This is a genomic window from Streptomyces sp. NPDC107575, from assembly GCF_055657265.1.
In genome coordinates, this window is sequence record NZ_JBVKBG010000002.1 from 611,375 (window position 1) to 627,620 (window position 16,246).

The 16,246-nt window shown below is 72.7% G+C and carries 19 protein-coding genes; 15 read left to right on the forward strand and 4 right to left on the reverse strand.

Going from position 1 to position 16,246, the window contains the following annotated elements:
- The first annotated feature begins 53 nt into the window (after positions 1-53).
- Positions 54-2,030 carry a DUF5107 domain-containing protein gene (locus tag ACZ7L4_RS09430; RefSeq protein WP_472101142.1) on the forward strand — a complete coding sequence of 659 codons (1,977 nt, stop codon included), beginning with the start codon at positions 54-56 and terminating at the stop codon, positions 2,028-2,030.
- 77 nt (positions 2,031-2,107) lie between these two features.
- Here ACZ7L4_RS09430 and ACZ7L4_RS09435 read toward each other — a convergent pair whose 3' ends face one another.
- The 4 genes from ACZ7L4_RS09435 to ACZ7L4_RS09450 form a co-directional block, all read right to left on the reverse strand.
- The gene (locus ACZ7L4_RS09435) at positions 2,108-3,409 is read right to left on the reverse strand and encodes an amidohydrolase (protein WP_472101143.1); all 1,302 of its coding nucleotides are present in this window, start codon (positions 3,407-3,409) and stop codon (positions 2,108-2,110) included.
- Positions 3,410-3,470: 61 nt separating this feature from the next.
- Positions 3,471-4,751, reverse strand: a complete 1,281-nt coding sequence (locus ACZ7L4_RS09440; RefSeq protein WP_472101144.1) for an amidohydrolase family protein — start codon at positions 4,749-4,751, stop codon at positions 3,471-3,473.
- A 140-nt stretch (positions 4,752-4,891) separates the two neighbouring features.
- Positions 4,892-5,593 (reverse strand): GntR family transcriptional regulator, encoded by a 702-nt coding sequence (locus tag ACZ7L4_RS09445; RefSeq protein ID WP_472101145.1) that lies wholly within the window; start codon positions 5,591-5,593, stop codon positions 4,892-4,894.
- A gap of 55 nt (positions 5,594-5,648) precedes the next feature.
- Positions 5,649-6,023, reverse strand: a complete 375-nt coding sequence (locus ACZ7L4_RS09450) for a VOC family protein (protein ID WP_450817476.1) — start codon at positions 6,021-6,023, stop codon at positions 5,649-5,651.
- 102 nt (positions 6,024-6,125) lie between these two features.
- Here ACZ7L4_RS09450 and ACZ7L4_RS09455 point away from each other — a divergent pair, with 102 nt between their 5' ends.
- The 14 genes from ACZ7L4_RS09455 (at position 6,126) to ACZ7L4_RS09520 (ending at position 16,246) form a co-directional block, all read left to right on the forward strand.
- Complete coding sequence (locus tag ACZ7L4_RS09455) at positions 6,126-6,482, forward strand: phage holin family protein (RefSeq protein ID WP_472101146.1); 357 nt, start codon at positions 6,126-6,128, stop codon at positions 6,480-6,482.
- Positions 6,483-6,487: 5 nt separating this feature from the next.
- Positions 6,488-7,843 (forward strand): NAD(P)/FAD-dependent oxidoreductase, encoded by a 1,356-nt coding sequence (locus tag ACZ7L4_RS09460; RefSeq protein ID WP_472101147.1) that lies wholly within the window; start codon positions 6,488-6,490, stop codon positions 7,841-7,843.
- Entirely contained in the window at positions 7,840-9,702 is a 1,863-nt protein-coding gene (locus ACZ7L4_RS09465) for a transketolase (RefSeq protein ID WP_472101148.1), read from the forward strand. Before ACZ7L4_RS09460 ends, ACZ7L4_RS09465 begins: the two co-directional genes overlap by 4 nt.
- 381 nt (positions 9,703-10,083) lie before the next feature.
- Complete coding sequence (ligD, locus tag ACZ7L4_RS09470) at positions 10,084-10,974, forward strand: non-homologous end-joining DNA ligase (protein ID WP_472101149.1); 891 nt, start codon at positions 10,084-10,086, stop codon at positions 10,972-10,974.
- Positions 10,975-11,018: 44 nt separating this feature from the next.
- Positions 11,019-11,369, forward strand: a complete 351-nt coding sequence (locus ACZ7L4_RS09475) for a gas vesicle protein GvpO (RefSeq protein WP_422472312.1) — start codon at positions 11,019-11,021, stop codon at positions 11,367-11,369.
- 55 nt (positions 11,370-11,424) lie between these two features.
- Positions 11,425-11,859 (forward strand): gas vesicle structural protein GvpA, encoded by a 435-nt coding sequence (locus tag ACZ7L4_RS09480; protein WP_472101150.1) that lies wholly within the window; start codon positions 11,425-11,427, stop codon positions 11,857-11,859.
- Entirely contained in the window at positions 11,856-12,611 is a 756-nt protein-coding gene (locus ACZ7L4_RS09485) for a GvpL/GvpF family gas vesicle protein (protein WP_472101151.1), read from the forward strand. The genes ACZ7L4_RS09480 and ACZ7L4_RS09485 overlap by 4 nt, the downstream gene beginning before the upstream one ends.
- A gap of 4 nt (positions 12,612-12,615) precedes the next feature.
- Positions 12,616-12,840 carry a gas vesicle protein GvpG gene (locus ACZ7L4_RS09490; protein WP_450817483.1) on the forward strand — a complete coding sequence of 75 codons (225 nt, stop codon included), beginning with the start codon at positions 12,616-12,618 and terminating at the stop codon, positions 12,838-12,840.
- Positions 12,837-13,514, forward strand: coding sequence for a DNA primase (locus ACZ7L4_RS09495; protein WP_472101152.1), 678 nt, complete (start codon positions 12,837-12,839; stop codon positions 13,512-13,514). The genes ACZ7L4_RS09490 and ACZ7L4_RS09495 overlap by 4 nt, the downstream gene beginning before the upstream one ends.
- A complete protein-coding gene (locus ACZ7L4_RS09500) occupies positions 13,507-14,604 on the forward strand; it encodes an SRPBCC family protein (RefSeq protein WP_472101153.1) in 1,098 nt (365 codons plus the stop codon). Before ACZ7L4_RS09495 ends, ACZ7L4_RS09500 begins: the two co-directional genes overlap by 8 nt.
- Positions 14,601-14,966 carry a gas vesicle protein gene (locus ACZ7L4_RS09505; protein ID WP_472101154.1) on the forward strand — a complete coding sequence of 122 codons (366 nt, stop codon included), beginning with the start codon at positions 14,601-14,603 and terminating at the stop codon, positions 14,964-14,966. Before ACZ7L4_RS09500 ends, ACZ7L4_RS09505 begins: the two co-directional genes overlap by 4 nt.
- Entirely contained in the window at positions 14,963-15,748 is a 786-nt protein-coding gene (locus ACZ7L4_RS09510; protein ID WP_472101155.1) for a GvpL/GvpF family gas vesicle protein, read from the forward strand. Before ACZ7L4_RS09505 ends, ACZ7L4_RS09510 begins: the two co-directional genes overlap by 4 nt.
- Positions 15,745-15,942, forward strand: a complete 198-nt coding sequence (locus ACZ7L4_RS09515; protein ID WP_385770091.1) for a gas vesicle protein — start codon at positions 15,745-15,747, stop codon at positions 15,940-15,942. The genes ACZ7L4_RS09510 and ACZ7L4_RS09515 overlap by 4 nt, the downstream gene beginning before the upstream one ends.
- Positions 15,935-16,246, forward strand: a complete 312-nt coding sequence (locus ACZ7L4_RS09520; protein ID WP_450817488.1) for a gas vesicle protein K — start codon at positions 15,935-15,937, stop codon at positions 16,244-16,246. Before ACZ7L4_RS09515 ends, ACZ7L4_RS09520 begins: the two co-directional genes overlap by 8 nt.

A 16,246-nucleotide genomic window follows, 5' to 3' on the forward strand; every position in this document is an offset into this window, starting at 1 on the left:
CCATGTTCCATGGTCATCGGGGCGGGCCGCGCCCCTGGCGACGGGAGGCACACGTGACCGAGATCCGCCGTGCGGTACTGACCCTGCCGGGCGTGCCCCTGGGCCCGGACAATCCGCTGCCGCCACTGCGACCACTCGACGAGATGCACGAGGTCGACGAGCGCGCCAAGGAGGACATGCCGCTCGACATGGCCCGGCAGGTCGGCTACCGGCCGCTGCGCAGCGTGCTGCCCGAGCGGATCCGCGACGGGTACGGGCGCGACCGCGCGCCGGTCGACCTCGACACGATCGTGATCGAGAACGACCGGCTGCGGGCGACGGTGCTCCCGGGCCTCGGAGGCCGCGTCGCCTCCCTCTTCCACAAGCCGACCGAACGCGAACTCCTGTACCGCAACCCGGTGTTCCAGCCCGCCGACTTCGCGCTCAACGGCGCCTGGTTCTCCGGCGGCATCGAGTGGAACATCGGCGCGACCGGCCACACCGCCCTGTCCTGCGCACCCCTGCACGCCGCGCGCGTGCCCGCGCCCGACGGCGGCGAGATGCTGCGCCTGTGGGAGTGGGAACGCCTGCGCGACCTCCCGTTCCAGGTCGACCTGTGGCTCCCGGACGGCTCCGACTTCCTCTACGTCGGCGTACGGATCCGCAATCCGCACGAGAAGCCCGCGCCCACCTACTGGTGGTCCAACATCGCGGTGCCCGAGGAGCGCCGGGTGCTCGCGCCCGCCGAGGAGGCCTGGTACTTCGCGTACGAGCGGACGCTGAGCCGCGTACCCGTGCCGGAGTTCGGGGGAGCCGACCGCACGTATCCGCGGGGCAGCGAGTTCCCCGCCGACTACTTCTACGAGGTCGAGGACGGGCGGCGCCGCTGGATCGCCGCGCTCGACGACGCCGGGCACGGCCTCGTGCAGACGTCGACGGATCTGCTGCGCGGCCGGAAGCTGTTCGTGTGGGGTGCGGGGACGGGCGGGCGGCGCTGGCAGGAGTGGCTGACCGAGCCCGGCACGGGCGGCTACTGCGAGATCCAGGCGGGGCTCGCGCGCACGCAGTTGGAGCACGTACGCCTGGAGTCGGAGGGCGAGTTCAGTTGGCTGGAGGCGTACGGGCCGCTGGCCGCGGACGCGGAAACCGTGCACGGGGGCGGGAGTTGGGGCCGCGCGGTCGACGAAGTGGAGCGGCGCCTCGAGGGCGTGCTTCCGCGCGCCGATGTCGACGCCGCGTACGAGGCGTGGCGGGTCTGCGCCGACACGGAGCCGGGGGAGCGGCTCGCGGTCGGGTCCGGGTGGGGTGCGCTCGAAGTGCTGCGCGCGGGCTGGAAGTTGCCGGGGACGCCGTTCGAGGAGTCGACGCTCGGCGAGGCGCAGGCGCCGTGGCGTGCGCTGCTCGAGACGGGTGCCTTCCCGGAGCAGCGGCGGGTGGGCCCGCCCGGACCGTCCCTGGTCGCCCCGCCCTGGCGGGACATGCTGGAGACGGCGCCCGCGCGCCCGCAGTCCGAGTACCACCTGGGCGTCGCGCAGTGGCACGCGGGGGATCGGGCGCAGGCCGTACGCAGTTGGGAGCGCGGGCTCGAACTGGCGCCCTCGCTCTGGCCGTTCCTGCGCTGCCTCGCCGTGGCGGACGCGGCGGACGGCAACACGGAGCGGGCCGCGGACCGTTACGTCGATGCCTTCGACGACCTGTGCGCGGAGCGGCGCGACGACGGGGAGCCGTGGCGCGCCGCGTGCGGGGCCCTCGGCCGGGAGGCGATCGGAGTGTTGCTCGCGGTGGGGCGGGTCGCGGAGGCGCGAGGGGTGTGGGACCGGTTGCATCCGGCCACGCGGGAGCGGGGACGCTTCCGCTTGATCGAGGCGCAACTGCTGTGCGCGGAGGGCGACGTGGGTGCTGCCCGCGCCATCTTCGACGAGGGGTTCGAGGTGGCGGACCTGCGCGAGGGCGCGGAGACGCTGAGCGAGGTGTGGCAACGGGTGGCTCCGCCGGGGGACCCGGTGCCGGCCCGGTACGACTTCCGCATGCGACCGCCTGCCGCGGGCTAGCGGGCTGGGCCCGGCTGCGCGGGGGCCAGGGCGGAGCCCCGTGGCGTGGGGGCGGACGGCCCCCACGCCACCGGTGGCTAGACCAGGTCCCCGTTGCGTGCCACCACGTGGCCCCGGTGAACCACCACATCCCGCTGCGGCATGTCCACCACCACCTGCGGAACGCCCTCCCCGCGCACCAGCACGAAGTCCGCCGGATCGCCCGGCTCGAACTCCACCCGGGGCAGCCCCATGACATCCGCCCCACCGTGCGCCCCCGCCGCGTAACAAGCCGTCAGCTCGTCGTCGAGGCGGATGTCGGTGACCCAGCCGAGGATGTGCGCACGGTGCAACATGTCCGCGTTGCCGAACGGGCTCCAGGAGTCCCGGACCCCGTCCGAGCCGAGCCCGACCCGCACCCCGTGCTCCTTCAGCTTGGCGATCGGCAGGACGAGCTCCGCGCTCGGCGCGACCGTGGTCAGCGCGATGTCCAGGTCGGACAAGTCCTCGGCCATCGAAGCCAGTTCGGCGTCCTTCAGGAGCGGCAGGCAGAAGACGTGACTCACCGTCACCTTGCCGCGCAGCGACAGCGCCCGCGTGCGCTCGATGATGCCGCGCAGCACCTTCGTGCCCTTCTCGTCGCGGTCGTGGAGGTGGATGTCCACACCGATGCCGTACCGGTCCGCGAGGCCGAAGAGCAGGTCGAGCTGCTCGTCCATGGCGTTGTCGAAGCTGATCGGGTCGATGCCGCCGACCATGTCGACGAGCCCGTCCCGCGCCGCCGCCTTCAGCAGTTCGGCGGTGCCCGGCGTCCGTACGACGCCGTGCTGCGGGAACCCCACGATCTGCACGTCGAGCGCGTCCGCGAGCCGGTCCCGCGCCTGCGCGACCCCCTCGATCCCGGCGAGACCATAGGCGGGCGCCACGTCCGCGTGCGCCCGCATCGCCCGGGTGCCGCGGGTCACGGCGTGCGCCATCAGGCCGTACGCCCGCTCGCCGACCGACCGCTTCTGCGTACGGAACACCTCGACGTCCTGCTCGCAGTAGTCGGCGATGCCGTCCGCCGGCTTCCGCGAGATCCAGTCGCTGCCCCAGGTCGTCTTGTCCGGGTGGATGTGCGCGTCCACGAGCGACGGCAGGGCGATCCGGCCGCCGCCGTCGACGATCTTCGCGTGGGCGGGCGCGGGGCCGTCCGTGAACTTCCCGTCGACCACGGTCAGATCCGCGGACTCCCGGGCGCCGAAGGGGCGCACGTCGCGGAACACGACCGCCCTGCCGGGCTTGCGCGGCTCCGCGGCCTGCGTCTGAGCCTGCGCCTGAGTCGCCGTCGCTCCCAGGGCCGCACCTCCGATCGAGGCCGCACCCGCGAGCACACCGCGTCGGGACAGGGGAGGAGTCATGCCGTTCTCCTTCGTTCGAGTTCGAGGGGGAAGCCGAGAGAAAGGTGAAGGGGTGCGCCGATCAGATCGCGATGCCCGAACGCACCACACCCGCCGGCTTCTTGAGCACGGACACATCGCCCAGCGGATCGCCGTCGACGAGCAGCACGTCGCCCGCGAAGCCGCGCGCGAGGCGGCCCACGGTGCTCTCCAGGCCGAGCAGCTTCGCCGCGCCGGTGGTGGCCGTGCGGATCGCGTCGAGCGCGCTGAGGCCCGCCGAGCGCATCAGCTCGATCTCGCCGCCGATCGGGTCGACGGTGCCGCCGGAGGAGTCCGTGCCCGCGGCCAGCGGGACACCCATCTCGTGCGCGGCGAGGGCCGCCTTCTTGAGCAGCGGCAGGTAGGTGCGGCCGCGCTCGTCGAGGACCGGGTCGTCGGAGCCGATCATGCCGGCGATGGCGCCGAGGGTCGGCGTGAAGAACGTGCCGCGGCGGCGCATCTCGGCCAGCGTGCGCTCACTGACGTACGCGCCGTGCTCCAGGGAGCGGATGCCCGCGCGGACCGCGTCGTCGCAGCCCTTCTCGCTGTAGCTGTGGCAGAGCACGCCCTTGCCGGAGCGCCCCGCGGCCGCGACGATCACGGACAGCTGCTCGCGCGAGTAGACCTGCTCCAGCGGGTCCTGCTCGGCGAGCCCCGCACGCGGGTTGACGCGGGTCTTGATGACGTCGGCGCCGCGCTTGAGGTTCACCTCGACGACGCGGCGCAGCGCCTCGGCGGACTGCACGCCGCCCTTGAGGCGGGCCAGCGGGGTGAGGTCCGGGTCGCCGAGCACCGTGTCGCCGAGGTCGGGCGTGACGAAGATGCCGGCCGCCTTCAGGCGGGGCGCGAGTTCGGGGGCCTGGCGGGCCAACTCCCGTACGGCGATGTCCTGGTAGAAGTTCGTGGAGCCGCTGCGCGCGCTGGTGGCGCCCTTGCGGACCGCGTCGAGGGCCTCGGTCGCGGTGTTGAGGTGGATGTGCGCGTCGACGAGCCCGGGCAGTACCCAACGGCCGTGCGCGTCGAGGCGCTCGACGTCGCCGGGGACCTCCACGCGGCCCCGGGCACCGGCCGCGCGCACCACGCCGTCACGGATCACGACGACCGCGTCCTCGGTGACCTCGCCGGTGGCCGGGTCGAGCAGGGTGCCGCCGTCGACGACCAGGTCACCGGCGCGGGGCGCGGTGGCCGGGCGGCGGGGTGCGGCGGAGGCCGGGGACGCGCCGGAGCCGAGGGCGGCCGCGGTGCCCGCGAGCGCGGCGGACGCGGCGAGGACGCCGCGACGGGTCAGTCGGCTGGACGGGGGCTCGGCGGGCTCGACGCACATGGGGGCTCCAGGAGGGCTTCTACGAGGATCAGCTGGCCCGCCTTTTTGTATACCAACAAGGGGCGCCCGACAAGGGAGCCCATGCCTATGTAGGTGAATGCCCTGTTTGCGTACGAGGGGAGTGAGGGGAGCCTTGAGTGCTACTCGCTCTCGGTATACAAAGTGGTGTCGCCGAACAGCGACCGCAGGGCCACCGTCCGGCTGTCCCTGACGTGCAGCAGCGTGCTCGCCACCGCCAGCTCCTCGTCGCCCGCCGCGATGTGCCGGAAGATGTCCGCGTGCTGCGCGCGCATGTGGGCCGGCTCCTCGCGCAGCCCGAACAGCAGCTGCAACTGCCAGCTCAGCTGCTCCATCGTGCGGGCGAGCAGCGGATTTCCGCCGAGCGCGACGATCTCCTCGTGGAACTCGGTGTGCGCGGCCACCTCGCGCGTGCCCTCGTCGGCCGCGGCCGCCCGCTCCGCCCGGTCGAGGCAGGCGCGCAGCGCGTCCAGGGACGGCGGGTCCTGCGCGGTGAGCGCCCGCGCCGCGAGCCGCGAGGCCTGCACGGCGAGCGGCTCCCACACCTCGTACAGATGCCGCACATCGGTCCGCTCCAGGCGGCGCACCCGCACCCCGCTGCGCGGCAGCAGTTCGAGGAGGCCCTCCGCGACGAGCGCCCGCAGCGCCTCCCGCACCGGGACCCGCGACATCCGCAGTTCCTCGGCGACCTCCCGCTCCACGAGCCGCGCGCCCATCGGGTAGCGGCGGTCCACGATGCGCTGCCGCACCGCCTCCCGCGCCTGCGCGCTCAGGGACGCCTTCCCCTGGCGCCCCTCGTCCGACCCCGCCGTGCTGCCCGCCACGTGCACCGTCCTTCGCCCGTCGTGCCCCGGGCGAGGATACGTGCCGGGCCCGCGGTCAGGCCTGCGCGGCGGGTTCCTCGGGCTGCGCCTGGCGGTCGACGTACTCGAAGACCGAGCCGTCGGGGTGCATCGCGATCAGATTGCGGCCCGCGGGGCTCGGCACAGGGCCCGCGATGACCTTGGCGCCGGAGGCGGTGAGCAGCATCGCGGCCTCCTCGACATCGGCGACCGCGATCGTCGCAGCGACCTTGCGCAGCACGTCGATCTCGGCCCTGGGTCCGCTCATCAGGAGGAAGCAGCCGACCGCGGCCACGGAGACCCCGCCGCGCTCGAACCGCAGCGCTCTGCTGCCCGTGAGGTTCTCGTAGAACGTGACCGAGGACTCCAGGTCCTCGACGCAGACGCGCAGCGTGGTTCCCAGGATTTCCATGGGGAGGAGCCTAGTCGGAGGGGCCGGGAGCGCGTGATCGTTTCACGGAAGCGGACCCATCGGCCGTCGTTACGCGAGGCGGCGCCCGGGTACCCGGCGCGCATGGAACGCATGGGCGAACACATCAACGAGCAGCTGACCGACGAGCTGGCCGGACGGGTCACGCACGCCGTGCGCGAGACGCTCCGCGAGGAGTTCACCGCGACCGTGCGGGCGCAGCGCCGCAGGGCCGCCCTGTACGCGGGAGCCGGCGTCGCCGCGCTGTACGCGGGGGCGGCCGTGGCGCTCGCGCTCGGGCTCGTCCTCGCCCTCGGCATGCCGGACTGGGGCGCGGCCCTGGTGGTGGCCGTGGTGCTCGGCGTCGCGGCGTACGCGCTGCGCAGCGTGGCGCGGCCGGGGCGGCCCCCGGTGCCCACCGCGCCGCCGATGCCGACCGGACCCCCGACGCCTGGAGCGTGAGCACCGTGAGCCGATCCCGAGTCGTGGTCGTCGGTGCCGGCTTCGCCGGATACCGGGCCGCCCGCATGCTGACGCGGGTGGCCCGCGACACCGCCGATGTCACCCTGCTCAATCCCACCGACTACTTTCTGTATCTGCCGCTGTTGCCGCAGGTGGCCGCGGGCACGCTCGAACCGCGCCGGGTGACCGTGTCGCTGTCGGGGACGCTGCCGCACGCACGGCTCGTGCTCGGCGAGGCCGACGGCGTGGACCTCGACGCGAAGGTCGTCTCCTACACCGACCCGGAGGGCGGGCGCGGCACCCTCGAGTACGACCGCCTCGTCCTCGCCGTCGGCAGCGTGAACAAGCTGCTGCCGGTGCCGGGCGTCGCCGAGCACGCGCACGGCTTCCGCGGCATGCCCGAGGCGCTGTACCTGCGCGACCACGTCACCCGGCAGATCGAGCTCGCCGCCGCCGCGGACAGCCCGGAGGAGTGCCGGGCCCGCTGCACCTTCGTCGTGGTCGGCGCCGGCTACACCGGCACCGAAGTCGCCGCGCAGGGGCAGCTGTTGACCGACGCGCTCGTGAAGAAGCAGCCGCTGCGCCACGGCATGCGCCCGCGCTGGATGCTGCTCGACCTCGCGCCGCGTGTCCTGCCGGAACTCGACCAGCACCTCTCGCGCACCGCGGACAGCGTGCTGCGCCGGCGCGGCGTCGAGATCCGGCCCAAGACCTCCGTGAAGGAGGCCACGAAGGACGGCGTCCTCCTCGACGACGGCGAGTTCGTCGACACCCGCACGCTCGTGTGGTGCGTCGGCGTCCGCCCCGATCCGCTGGTCGCCGAACTCGGGCGGCCGCTGGAACGCGGCCGGCTGCTCGTCGACCCGTACCTGAACGTGCCCGGACACCCCGAGGTGTTCGCGTGCGGCGACGCGGCCGCCGTGCCCGACCTGGAGAAACCGGGCGAGTACACACCCATGACCGCGCAGCACGCCTGGCGGCAGGGGCGCGTCGCGGGCCTGAACGTCGCGGCGTCCCTCGGCAAGGGCGAGCGCCGCGACTACCGGCACAAGGACCTCGGCTTCACCGTCGACCTCGGCGGCGTGCAGGCCGCCGCGAACCCGCTCGGTGTCCCGCTCTCCGGTCCGCTGGCGGGCGCCGTCACCCGCGGCTACCACCTGGCCGCGATGCCGGGGAACCGGGTGCGGGTCGCCGCTGACTGGCTGCTCGACTCCGTACTGCCGCGCCAGGCCGTCCAGTTGGGCCTCGTGCGCTCCTGGTCCGTGCCGCTCGACACGGCCTCGCCGGAGCTGGCGCGGGTGCCCGACGACAGCGGCGACAAGCAGAAGGCGGACCAGCAGGACCAAGGAGGTGCCTCGTGACCACCACCACGTACAGCGACAGCGAACTCCACGCCCTTGGGCAGCAGTTGAGGGTGGACTCGGTCCGCGCGGCCGACGCCGCGGGCTCCGGGCATCCCACCTCGTCGATGTCCGCGGCCGACCTGATGGCCGTCCTCCTCGGCCGTCACCTCCGCTACGACTTCGACCGCCCCGCCCACCCCGGCAACGACCGCTTCGTCCTCTCCAAGGGGCACGCGTCGCCGCTCCTCTACGCGGCGCACAAGGCGGCAGGCGCGCTCAACGACGCCGAACTGCTCACCTTCCGCAAGCTCGGCAGCCGGCTCGAAGGGCACCCGACGCCGCGCAGCCTGCCCTGGGTCGAGACGGCCACCGGCTCGCTCGGCCAGGGGCTCCCCGTCGCGGCCGGCATCGCCTGGTCGGGCAAGCGCCTCGACCGGGTCGGCTACCAGGTGTACGTCCTGTGCGGCGACAGTGAGATGGCCGAGGGGTCCGTGTGGGAGGCCGCCGAGTACGCCGGGTACGAGCAGCTCGACAACCTCACCGCGATCGTCGACGTCAACCGGCTCGGTCAGCGCGGGCCCACCCGGCACGGCCACGACCTCGACGCCTACGCCCGCCGCTTCAAGGCCTTCGACTGGCACACCATCGTCATCGACGGGCACGACGTGGCGGAGATCGACCGCGCGTACGCGGAGGCGGCGTCCACCGTCGGCCGTCCCACCGTGATCCTCGCGCGCACCCTCAAGGGCAAGGGCGTCGCCGCGGTGGAGGACCGTGAGGGCGCGCACGGCAAGCCGGTGCCGGACGCAGCGGAGGCCGTCGAGGAGCTCGGCGGCGACCGGGGCGTCCGCGTGTCGGTGCAGGCGCCGCCCGCCGCGCGCATCCTGCACGCGGTGCGCAGCGGACGCCTCGACCTGCCACGCTTCGACGTCGGCGACGAGGTCGCCACCCGCGACGCCTACGGGCAGGCGCTCACCGCCCTCGGTTCCGCGCGCGGCGACGTCGTCGCGCTCGACGGCGAGGTCGGGGACTCCACGCGCACCGAGATGTTCGCGAAGGAGCACCCCGAGCGGTACGGCGAGTGCTACATCGCCGAGCAGCAACTCGTCGCCACGGGCGTGGGGTTGAGCGCGCGCGGCTGGCTGCCGTACGCGGGGACCTTCGCGGCGTTCCTGACCCGCGCGCACGACTTCATCCGGATGGCGTCCATTAGCGGCGCCGACCTCAACCTCGTCGGCTCGCACGCGGGTGTCGCGATCGGGCAGGACGGACCTTCCCAGATGGGCCTCGAGGACCTGGCGATGTTCCGCGCGATCCCCGACACCACGGTCCTCTACCCGTGCGATGCCAACCAGACGGCCCAACTCGTCGGGCACATGGCCGAGTTGGACGGCATCCGCTATCTGCGGACCTCGCGCGGCGCGGCGCCGGTGATCTATCCGCCGCACGAGGACTTCCCGGTGGGCGGCAGCAAGGTGCTGCGTTCCGGGGACGGTGACCGGGTGACGGTCGTCGCGGCGGGTGTCACGGTCCATGAGGCGCTGAAGGCGGCGGACGAGCTCGCGGCGGCGGGGATCCCGGTCCGGGTGATCGACCTGTACTCCGTGAAGCCGGTCGACCGCCGAGCCCTGCGGGATGCCGCGCGGGCCACCGGGTGTCTGCTCACGGTGGAGGACCACCGGGAGCAGGGTGGCCTCGGGGACGCGGTGGCCGAGGCCTTCTCCGACGCGGAACCGGCTCCGCGGATGGCCCGGTTGGGTGTCCGTACGATCCCGGGTTCCGGCACCCCGGCGGAACAGTTGGCCGCGGCCGGCATCGACGCGGCGGGCATCGTGGCCGCGGTCGCCCTATTGGTCGAGCACGCGGTGACGTCATGACCCCGCGCCCGCCGCCTCGGGGCTCCGCCCCGGACCCCGCTGCTCAATCGCCGCAGGGGCTCGATTTTGCCCGCCTCCCGCCGATGGGGTTCGTTTGTCTCCGGGGCGACGGGGGCCGTTTGTCTCCGAGGCGCCGGGGGCTGGAAGGCGATTGCCCCCCGGTGCGATGGGAGCCCACTTGCCCCGCCCCCGGCGATGGATGCCCACTTGCCCCGCCCCCCGGCGATGGATTCCCATTTGGGCGTCCTCGCCGGCGGTACTCATTCAAGCCTCGGCGGCGGGTGAGTAAATCGAGCCCCGCCGGCGATTGAGGCGCGGGGTCCGGGGCGGAGCCCCGAGGCGTCAACCACGTTGCCGTGCAACAGGCAGAAGGAGGCCCCGATGGCCGACACCCGTACCCCCGACGTCCGGCGACCGGACAAGGTGTTGCTGCCGGACCGCATCACCAAGAAGGACCTCGCCGAATACCACCGGGCCATCGCCCCCCACATGCTGCCGCACCTCCGCGGCCGCCCCCTGATGCTGGAGCGCCACCCCGACGGCCTCGACGGCCCCCGGTTCATGCAGAAGGACACCCCGGACCACTACCCCGACTGGATCCACCGCGCGGAGGTGCCGAAGGAGGGCGGCACGGTCACGCACACCGTGTGCGACGACACCGCCACCCTGGTCTTCCTCGTCGACCAGGCCGCCCTCACCCTGCACCGCTGGCTGTCGCGCGCCGACGACATCGACCACCCCGACCGCCTCGTCTTCGACCTCGACCCGTCGGGCGACGACGCCTTCGAGACCGTTCGCGACGCGGCCCGCCTGATGCACGAGATGCTGGACGACCTGGGCCTGCCCAGCGCCCCGATGACCACGGGCTCGCGCGGCGTCCACGTCGTCGTACCCCTCGACAGGAGCCAGGACTTCGACGAGGTGCGGGACTTCGCGCGCCAGGTCGCCGACACGCTCGCCGCCGAACACCCGGACGCGCTCACCACGGCCCCGCGCAAGAAGGACCGCGGCGACCGTCTCTTCCTGGACGTACTGCGCAACGCCTACGCCCAGACGGCCGTCGCACCGTACTCCGTGCGCGCCAAGCCGGGCGCCCCCGTCGCCACACCCCTGACGTGGCGACAGCTCGGCGCCCCCGCCGTCGACGCCCAGCACTGGAACATCACGAACGCCGCCGAACAGGCCCGCACCGAACCGTGGAAGGACCTGCTCGGGCGGGGCCGGTCGCTCGGTCCCGCCCGGCGCAAACTCCGGACCCGGCAAGGGAGTTGAGGTTTGTTCCGGGCAACTGTGGAGACTCGGTGACCGAGGCTGCCATGACAAACACAAAGAAGACGCAAGCGTCGTCGGAGCGCGAGCCCGGCGACGACAAGACCACCGAGGCGGGCGGCGCGCCGGGCCCCATGGAGGTGCTGCGTGAAGCGCGCGCCCAGCTGGCGGAGCTCACCGGCATGGCGGCCGAGACCGTGTCGTCCTTCGAACGCACCGAGGACGGCTGGGAGTTGGAGATCGAGGTCCTTGAAGTGGCCCGGGTCCCCGACACCATGAGCCTGCTGGCGAGCTACCAGGTGAGCCTGGACCCGCACGGCGTGCTGACCGGCTACCGGCGCATCCGCCGCTACGAGCGGGGGCGCTCCGAACCGGCACACAGGCAGGGCGGCCAGTAGGTCGCCGCGCCCCGCCTCGAACCGCTTACTACACAGACAGGGAGGACCTGCCTCCATGACCGTTGTCCCCGCACAGCAGTCAGGCGGCGGTGGTGGCACCAGCGGCCTGTACGACGTACTCGAACTCGTCCTGGACCGCGGGCTCGTCATCGACGCATTCGTCCGTGTCTCGCTGGTCGGCATCGAGATCCTGAAGATCGACGTCAGGGTCGTCGTCGCCAGTGTCGACACCTATCTCCGCTTCGCGGAGGCCTGCAACAGGCTGGACCTGGAGACCGGGTCCAAGAAGCCGTCCGGGCTGACCGACATGGTCGGCGACAGCATGGAGTCCGGCGCGCGCGGCAAGACCAAGGGTGCTCTGTCCGGTGCGGCCGAGACCATATCCGGCGCCTTCGCCCAGGCACGCGAGGAGGGCCAGTCGGAGTCGAGGCGCTCCGGTTCCAGTGGCCGCAGGCCCGCCACGAGCCGCCGTAAGGAGGAGCAGGAGTGAGCAGCAGCACGTACATCTACGCCATCGCGAGCTCCGAACACCCCTCCCTGCCCGCCGGCATGGGCGGCATCGGCGAACCGGCGCGCGAGGTGCGCGTCGTCAAGGAAGGCCCGCTCGTGGCGCTCGTCAGCGAGGCCCCCGAAGGGCTGCGGCCCAAGCGCCGCGACCTGCTCGCCCACCAGAGCGTGCTCTCCGAGGCGGGCGCCGGGGGACCGGTGCTGCCGATGCGGTTCGGCTCCCTCGCCCCCGACGACGAGGCGGTCTCCGCGGTGCTCGCCGAGCGCGCGGACCACTACAAGGAACGGCTCCGGGAGCTCGACGGCAAGGTCGAGTACAACGTCAAGGCGCAGCACGACGAGGAAGCGGTGCTGCACCAGGTGATGGTCGACAACCCCGAGGTCCGCACCCTCACCGAGGCCAACAGGCAGGCGGGCGGCGGCACGTACGAGGAGCGGCTGCGCCTCGGCGAGCTGGTCGTGGCCGCCGTGCAGGCCCGCGAGTCCGAGGACGCCGTCGAGCTCCAGCACCTGCTCGAACCGGCGGCCTCCGCGATGTCGGCGGGACCCGAGAGCACCGGCTGGCTGGCCAACCTCTCGTTCCTCGTCGACAAGAAGGCGGCCGAGCACTTCCTGGCCGCCGTCGAGGAGCTGCGCCGCAGCCACCCGCACCTCGACCTCACGGTCAATGGGCCGCTGCCCCCGTACAGCTTCGTCGAGCCGGGCCCCTCGGAGCCCGCGGTCACGACGGACTGAGCCCATGGGCCTGATTTCGGAGCTGCTGTTGCTGCCGCTCGCTCCGGTGCGCGGGTCCCTGTGGGCGGTGGAGCAGGTGCTCGCGGAAGCGGAGCGGCAGTACTACGACCCGGCGGCCGTACGTGCCGAACTCGCCCGCCTGGAGGAGCAGTTGGTCTCCGGCGAGATCGACCAGGACACGTTCGACCGCGTCGAGGACGAGCTCCTCGACCGTCTGGAGGGACCTTGAACCGAACAGCGCTCGGCCTCGCGATAGGGGCCGGATACGTCCTCGGACGTACGAAGAAGATGAAGCTGGCGATCGCCGTCGGCACGATGGTCGCCGGCAAGCGGCTGAACCTGAGCCCGCGTGCGCTCGCCGACATGGTGACCACGCAGTTGGAGAACAACCCGCAGTTCAAGGAGATCGGCGACCAGCTGCGCGAGGATCTGCGCGGCGTCGGCAAGGCGGCCTCCGGAGCGCTCGTCGAGCGCCAGATCGAGGGCCTCGCGGGACGGCTGCACAGCCGTACGCAGGGTGTCCGCGACCAGATCGAGGGCGTCGCCCCGGACGTGGACGACGTGCGGGACGCGGGGGAGCGGGTCACCGGCGCCGTCTCCGGCCGTGGCCGCGCCCGCGACCGCGGGGACGAGGAGGAGCCCGAGGCCGACTACGACGAGGATTACGCAGGCCACGAGGACGCGGACACGGCCGAGGGCGCCGCCGATGACGAGGAGGGGCCCGAGGAGGAGTCCACCCAGGGCCGCCGGCCCGCGGAGCCCAGGAGCGCGAAGCAGCCGGCCGCCAAGAAGGCGCCCGCGAAGAAGCGTTCCGCGCGTCCGCAGGGGCCCAAGAAGGCGGCGGCGAAGAAGACGGCCACCGCCGGGAAGACCGCCGCGAAGGGAGGCCGGGGCCGTGGCTGACACGACGAAGAACCAGCTCGGCGGCCTCGCCGGGAGTGCGGCCGCCGACCACCTCAAGGCGGAACTGCAGGAGTACCTCGCCGCGCAGGCCCAGCGGCTGCTCATCGGCGCGGGCCGCAAGCTCGGCGAGAGCACCGTGAAGCTGAACGACATCGCCGAGGGCAACAGCCCCGGCTTCGCCAAGCTCGCGCTCGACGGCGGCCGCAAGCTCGCCGAGGGCAAGGGCCCGCTGCGCAGCGCGGTGGAACTCGGCGCGGGCCGGCTCAAGGACAACGTCGTGGGCGCCTTCAAGGGCCTCGGCGGCAAGGGCAAGCGCAAGGGCGGCGCGGGCAAGAAGCCCACCGTCATCATGGAGTTCATCGATGTCGGCGTCGACCTGCGCACCGCCTACGACCAGTGGACGCAGTACCAGGACTTCAGCACCTTCGCGAAGGGCGTCAAGAACGCGAACCGCGCCGACGACGTCACCTCCGACTGGCAGCTGAAGGTCTTCTGGTCCAACCGCAGTTGGAAGGCGCACACCACCGACCAGCATCCGGACGACCGGATCTCGTGGACCTCGGAGGGCGCCAAGGGCACCACCAAGGGTGTCGTCTCCTTCCACCCGCTGGCCGACCGGCTCACCCGGGTGCTGCTCCTCATCGAGTACTACCCGAAGGGCCTGTTCGAGAAGACCGGCAACATCTGGCGCGCCCAGGGCCGCAGGGCCCGACTCGACCTCAAGCACTTCGCGCGGTACGTGACGCTGCGCGGCGAGCGGCCCGAGGGATGGCGCGGCGAGATCGAGGACGGCGAGGTCGTGCGCTCGCACGAGGACGCGCTCGCCGAGGAGGAAGAGCAGCAGCAGGACCAGGACCAGGAGCGTGAGCTGGAGGACAAGCCGTCCGACGCCTACGACTCCGAAGAAGAGCCCGAGGAGGACTCGGAGGACTCCGAGGAGTACGAGGACGAGGCCGACGAGGCCGACGAGGAACCGGACGGCGAAGAGGAGCCCGAGGCCGACTACGGCGAGGAGTACGAGGACGAGGAGTACGAGGAAGAGGAGCCCGCGCGGGAGCGGGAGCACGCCGTCGGAGGGGCCCGCCGATGACGACGGCGAGCCGCTTCCCCGAGCCCTACCGGGGTGACGGCGGGGCCAACCTCGCCGACATCCTGGAGCGCGTACTCGACAAGGGCATCGTCATCGCGGGAGACATCCGGATCAACCTGCTCGACATCGAACTGCTCACCATCAAACTGCGCCTGATCGTCGCCTCGATCGACAAGGCCAAGGAGATGGGCATCGACTGGTGGGAGGACGACCCGGCCCTCTCCTCGGGCGCCCGCCGCAAGGAACTCGCAAGGGAGAACGCCGAGTTGAAGCAGCGCATCGCCGAACTCGACGAACTCACGGAAGGCCGGGCCGAGGAACGTACCGAGGAACCGGCCGAGAAACGGAGGGGGTCGGCTTGACGACGGACGAACCGCACGAGCTGCGCTACGTGTACGCCGTGTGCCACCCGCTCGGGGCGCCGCTCCAGGCCGAACTCACCGGCGTGGCGGGCGCCCCGCCCCGGCAGCTGGAGCACCACGGCCTCGTCGCGGTCGTCGGCTCCGTGCCGGAGCGGGACTTCGCCGAGGCGCCGCTCCGCGCCCACCTGGAGGACCTGGACTGGCTCACCGAGACGGCCCGCGCCCACCAGAACGTGATCGCCGCGCTCACCACGGTCACCAGCCCGCTCCCGCTGCGCCTCGCCACGGTATTCCGTGACGACAGCGGCGTACGGCTGATGATGGAGCAGGAGGAGCGGCGCTTCCGTGCCGGACTCGACCGCCTGGAGGGGCGCGTGGAGTGGGGCGTGAAGGTGTACGTCGAGGAGCCCGGGGCCAGGGCCGAAACCCCGGCGCCCGAGCCGGCCGCCTCCGGCCGTGACTATCTGCGCCGCCGCCGCGCCGAGCGCACCGCGCGCGACGACACCTGGCGGCGCGCCGAACGCTTCGCGCAGGAGCTGCACGACGAGCTGTCCCGGCACGCCGTCCACACCCGCATCCATCCGCCGCAGAACCCGGAACTCTCCCGCGCCGGCGGCATGAACGTGCTCAACGCGGCGTATCTAGTGGAGCGTTCGGGCGCGGAGGAGCTCGTGGAGCGGGTCGACGCGACGAAGGACCGCGAGCGCGGTCTGCGGGTCGAGCTGACCGGTCCGTGGGCGGGCTACTCGTTCACGGCGGACGACGAGGAGGGAGACACGTGACGGTCGTCGAACGGCGCGAGATCGCCCTGGTCGACCTCCTCGACCGGCTGCTCGCGGGCGGCGTCGTCCTCGCCGGGGACGTCACCCTGCGGATCGCCGACGTCGACCTGGTGCGCATCGACCTCAACGCCCTGATCAGCTCGGTGAACGAACAGGTGCCCTCGCCCTGGCCGGAGGTGCTGGACGGTGACTGAACGACGCCCCGGTGAACGGCGGCACGGCGAACGCCGCCGCATCGAACTCGAACCCGACACGGTCGAGCGCGACCTGATGAAGCTCGTCCTCACCCTCGTCGAGCTGCTGCGCCAGCTCATGGAGCGGCAGGCGGTCCGCCGCTTCGACACCGGCGACCTGACGGAGGACCAGGAGGAGCGGGTCGGACTGACGTTGATGCTCCTGGAGGACCGCATGGAGCAGCTGCGGGAGCGCTACGGGCTGCGGCCCGAGGACCTGAACATCGACCTCGGACCGCTGGGCCCGCTGCTGCCCCGAGGCTGA

Excerpts from the sequence above, each read along its gene's own strand:
- ACZ7L4_RS09435 (WP_472101143.1), bottom strand. The coding sequence starts at position 3,409 with ATGACTCCTCCCCTGTCCCGACGCGGTGTGCTCGCGGGTGCGGCCTCG.
- ACZ7L4_RS09440 (WP_472101144.1), bottom strand. The coding sequence starts at position 4,751 with ATGTGCGTCGAGCCCGCCGAGCCCCCGTCCAGCCGACTGACCCGTCGC.
- ACZ7L4_RS09450 (WP_450817476.1), bottom strand. The coding sequence starts at position 6,023 with ATGGAAATCCTGGGAACCACGCTGCGCGTCTGCGTCGAGGACCTGGAG.
- ACZ7L4_RS09455 (WP_472101146.1), top strand. The coding sequence starts at position 6,126 with ATGGAACGCATGGGCGAACACATCAACGAGCAGCTGACCGACGAGCTG.
- ligD (WP_472101149.1), top strand. The coding sequence starts at position 10,084 with ATGGCCGACACCCGTACCCCCGACGTCCGGCGACCGGACAAGGTGTTG.
- ACZ7L4_RS09475 (WP_422472312.1), top strand. The coding sequence starts at position 11,019 with ATGACAAACACAAAGAAGACGCAAGCGTCGTCGGAGCGCGAGCCCGGC.
- ACZ7L4_RS09480 (WP_472101150.1), top strand. The coding sequence starts at position 11,425 with ATGACCGTTGTCCCCGCACAGCAGTCAGGCGGCGGTGGTGGCACCAGC.
- ACZ7L4_RS09490 (WP_450817483.1), top strand. The coding sequence starts at position 12,616 with ATGGGCCTGATTTCGGAGCTGCTGTTGCTGCCGCTCGCTCCGGTGCGC.
- ACZ7L4_RS09505 (WP_472101154.1), top strand. The coding sequence starts at position 14,601 with ATGACGACGGCGAGCCGCTTCCCCGAGCCCTACCGGGGTGACGGCGGG.